4 protein-coding genes are annotated in these 4418 nt (G+C 43.1%); all 4 read right to left on the reverse strand.

Going from position 1 to position 4418, the window contains the following annotated elements; translation table 11 throughout:
* Positions 1–925, reverse strand: a 925-nt coding sequence (locus tag OSCI_RS12730) for a DMT family transporter (RefSeq protein WP_039962240.1), incomplete at its 3' end; no start/stop codon positions are given.
* A 697-nt stretch (positions 926–1622) separates the two neighbouring features.
* Complete coding sequence (gene hpsU, locus OSCI_RS12735) at positions 1623–2183, reverse strand: hormogonium polysaccharide biosynthesis acetyltransferase HpsU (RefSeq protein WP_007355375.1); 561 nt, start codon at positions 2181–2183, stop codon at positions 1623–1625.
* Positions 2184–2321: 138 nt separating this feature from the next.
* Positions 2322–3356, reverse strand: coding sequence for a glycosyltransferase family 2 protein (locus tag OSCI_RS12740; protein WP_007355376.1), 1035 nt, complete (start codon positions 3354–3356; stop codon positions 2322–2324).
* A 74-nt stretch (positions 3357–3430) separates the two neighbouring features.
* Positions 3431–4369 carry a glycosyltransferase family 2 protein gene (locus tag OSCI_RS12745; RefSeq protein WP_007355377.1) on the reverse strand — a complete coding sequence of 313 codons (939 nt, stop codon included), beginning with the start codon at positions 4367–4369 and terminating at the stop codon, positions 3431–3433.
* Between the last annotated feature and the right edge of the window lie 49 nt (positions 4370–4418).

Here is a 4418-nt window from a genome sequence, read left to right on the forward strand (position 1 = left end):
TGGATTGGGCGAGAAATATGCCACATAAAACTACGGAAAAAGCCACCCAATCTGAAAACCCTAAACGTTCTGAAAAAATTATCCAAGCTAAGATTGAGGCAAGAATTGGCTCGATCAAAAGGGTGATAGCAACAAAACCAGCCGATAATTTGCTAAGGCTATAAGCTAGAAGTCCTTGACCTAAAACTTGGCAGAAAAGGCATTGGAAAATTAAGAGAAACCAACCAACTGCTGAGTAGGGAAATAATCTCTCTTCGGCGAAGATAATGGGTAAGCTAAATAAGGTAGTAAACCCGCAGCGGCATAGCATGATTGTTGCAGTGCTAAAGTTGTCTCGGAGTTTTTCTACGAGGATTAAATATGCAGCGAAGGAAACCCCTGATAGTAAGGCAATTGCATCACCTTGTAGTTGGTCTGTACCGAATTGTACGTCATTGAATCCAATGGCGATAGCTCCTCCCATTGACATCATCATACCAACTAGGAATTTCCGATCGAATTGCTGACCAAATAACGACCATCCTGCTAAACCGATGAAAACGGGGTTCAAACCAAAGAGTAAAGTAACGTTGGCAACTGTAGTTTGATTTAGCGACCAAGCCCATAGTATAAAGTAGGTAGCTGCGGCTATTCCCATTCCTAAAAATAGCCATACTTCCCGTTTTGTAAAAGGCTGAACTTCTACAGGTTTAGTGCCAGGTTGCTGGCGGCGGACTGTATCAATTCCACTCAATAATCCAAAGGCTAATGTACCAATTAAGCCGCGATAAAAGGCTACGGCATTTGAACTGATTTCTTCTTCGCAAAATTTGACTAATATTGGTGCTAAAGATATGGGAACTAATGCTATAAATAATGAAACTGTCCCAATTAAGGCGGGTGTGATGAAGGATGGCTTTTTGGGTAGCTCTAGTTCATTTGTCATTATCTTGGCTGAGATTGTAGTGATGATTAGGGCTGATTTTATGGGCTAAGATTTATGTTTTTTAAGTAGTCAACCTAATTATTTTCGGACTTATACACGCTTGTGCAGTAAAGCCATCAGTAGGCCCGGTTAAGAAACCGCCAAGATGTAACAATTAAAAATTAAAAATGCCAAATTAAAAATAATGAATTTAATTTTTAATTGTTAATTTGTTTGTAGCGCTACAGAGATTTTTGCATAAGTCCTGTATTTTTAGGATAAGTTGGCCGACAGAGTTATCCCTCAAAACCCTTATACTTTGTTAACAGTTAACCGTTAACAAAGAGTTCGGTTTCGTACCAAAGACCGAGCCTACGGGAACTCTTTAATTTTATTAAGTTGACTTACTTATAAAAACTTAAAAGTAGCATACCATCGATTGTAGGTTTAGTCAACAACTAAAATGAGTTATAACTACAAGGCAGAAGGCAGAAGGCAGTAAGCTCTTTATTCCTCAGAATTTTACGTTTAATTAGGTAAATTTACTGGTCAATATTTGCATTTGCGTGATTCGCGATCGCGAGGGGTCTAGTTGATGGTAGCTTAAGGTAGCGATCGATTACGCCCAGGACTGAAGCATTAAATGGGTAACAGCTTATCCTTCTTCTATCACTTTAGGCAGAGGAGAGATAAGTTCTCACCAATTAACAGTTCTCGGTTAACAAATTTCTCTAGGGTAACGCGGCCGACAAGGTGTTCCCATACACACAAAAGTTGGTGGCATATTCTCAAAAACACTGCTACGGGCGGCAATTAAGGCGTTAGCCCCTATTTCTACCGCAGGGCCGATGAAACAATCTGCTGCTACCCAAACGCCATTACCAATGGTAATATTTGCTGTGATTAAACCGAAGGCTGGATCGTGGGAGTTATGAGTACCAGTGCAGAGGTAACTTTTTTGAGAAATTACGCAATGTTTACCAATAGAAATACGATCGAGGCTATAAAAAATAACGTCATCTCCAATCCAACTATAGTCTCCGATTTCTACTTTCCAAGGATAAGTAAATCTAGCAGTGGGGCGGATGATGACACCTGTACCAATTTTAGCACCAAATAGGCGCAGGAGAGTTCGCCTGATGCCGTTAAAATGATGAGGGGTTAGAGGAAATATAATCCCTTGTACTAACCACCAAAGCAAAATAAACCAACTAGGTTTTCCTTTATCAAACCAGGATTGGTCGTAGCGGCGCAAATCAACTAGAGATTCAGCATCCATAGTGTTAAGAAGAAGGAAGAAGGAAGAAGGAAGAAGGAAGAAGGAAGAGGGAAGAAGGGGAAGAAGTAAGAAGGCTTTAGTTATCTAGGAGAGAAAGAAGAAGGCTTTACTATTTGAGATTTAATTAGGTTAAGTTAGTTAGGAGTTAGGAGAATTAATTTGAGATGGAGAATTAGGAAGGGGGGATTGTGAGATATCTGCTTCTGCCTTTTCTAGGTCAAATTCAAATGATGAATTTGGCTTTAAATTTCCCTTGGCCGAATCTCCACCTTTCGTTTTTTCGGCCTTATTTAACTGACCATTGCAATATCGTAATTCATATAATTTGGCACTGATTTGATATTCATACTGACTCAGCAGCCTTGCATAAATATAACCAGCTTTCCCATCTAAAAAGCCAAGCTGAAAAATATAAAACATCAAAAACCGTAACATCGGTTTAAAAGGTAGCCACACCCAAAGTTTTTTGAGAAATCTCTTGCGTTGTACTGCATCTCCAAATAGATTAGCGCCAATTGTGCCACTGTCGCCTTGACCGGCGAGGATATTATAATAAACGCGGGCTTCCCAATTAGAGTAGCGGTTGTGGCGCTCTATCCAATGAAATAGGTTGCGGAAGTCTTCGTGGAGCATATCATTTTTCAAGTAGCCGACTTGACCGGCTAAAATGACGTGCTCGTGAACTTCGTTGTCACCTGTATTGGGAACGGCTTCTGTTCCTAGATTTTCGTATCTACCTTTTTTATGTTTAAACAGGCGTAGATTCCAGTCTGGATATTTGCCACCATGTCGTATCCAAGTATCTAAAAATAAGACTTTACGATTGAGATAGTAACCGTCAAAGTTGGGGTCTTGGATGACTTCAGCAATTTCTTCCCAAAGTTCTGGAGGAATGCGTTCGTCGCAATCGACAATTAATACCCATTCGTTGCGGAAGGGCAGATTTTCTAAAGACCAGTTTTTCTTTTTTGGCCAGCAGTTATTAAAGTAGAATTGCACTACTTCTACTCCATAACTGGTGGCAATTTCCACTGTGCGGTCTGTGCTTTGGGAGTCCACCACAAACACTTCGACCGCCCTGGTAAGACTGTCTAGACACGCAGGGAGATTAACTTCTTCGTCTTTGGCCGGGATGAGAACGGAAACCGGAATCTTGGATGAAGTAGAGGTCATGGTTGAGTGCTTGAACCTGAAGGCTGTAGAGTTGTGAATGGTGAAGTGCGAACTCCTCAATTACTACCTATAGCCTACCCCTTATCGGTAGATTTCGGGTGAAATAGCATGAGCTGGATGGCTGCACTCAAGTAACCAATTTGACCGTAGGCATAAACGAAGTTTTCAAAGCGCTGGGCTGGTTGTGTGATGTATTTAAGGGATTTGTAGGAACCTCGTGCTAACCGCTCGCCTCCTCGCCATAGTTGGTTAATTCCAGTTTGACCGGTGAGTTGTTCGCGATGACACTCGCTGATACCTTGCCACCACCCGCGCTCTAAAAACCAGGTTTTTTTAATTCGCTCTGGTGCGACGTTGTGGGCTACTAGGGCCTGGGGGAGATAGGCTACTTGCCATCCCCACTTTAATGCTTGTTCGGTGACGTGGAGTTCTTCGTTGGAGAGTAGTTTTTTGCCGATGCGACCTAAGTTGGTGTCGAAGCCGCCGATTTGCTCTAGGAAGGTGCGCCGGATTGAGTAGTTTAAGCCTCTGGGGGTTAAGCCTGGTGTGTTGATGTAGAGGGGGTCATTGCCGAGGTCATAGGCTCCAAGGTTGCCTGCTAAACCGGGGGAGAGCCATTTGGGAGGGTGAAGGTCTTGTGGCCAGAGTAGGGTGACGATGCCGCCGGCTATGGCTAGTTTTTGGTTGTTTTGATAGGCGGTGTGGAGGACGGATAGCCATTGGGGACTAGCGATCGCATCGTCGTCAAGGTAGGCTAGGATTTCTGCTTGGGCAAGTTTTGCGCCTGTGTTGCGGGCTACGGATAGGCCGATGGTTGGTTCCCAGATGTATTTGAGGTGGGGGTTTGTGAGTTTGGATTCTACGATTTCGCGGGTGCGATCGCCTGAGCCGTTATCTACTACTAATATTTCAAAGTCGGTAAATTCCTGTGTTAGTAAGCTGTCGATGGCTGCACCTAAATAATTGTCCCGATTGTGGGTACAGATGATGGCGGAAATTGCAGGAGTGTTCATGGAAGAGGGGCTAGGGGCTAGGGGCTAGGGGCTAGGGAAGAGGGGAGAA

The sequence above is a fragment of the Kamptonema sp. PCC 6506 genome (assembly GCF_000180455.1).
GTDB classification, from domain to species: domain Bacteria; phylum Cyanobacteriota; class Cyanobacteriia; order Cyanobacteriales; family Microcoleaceae; genus Kamptonema; species Kamptonema formosum.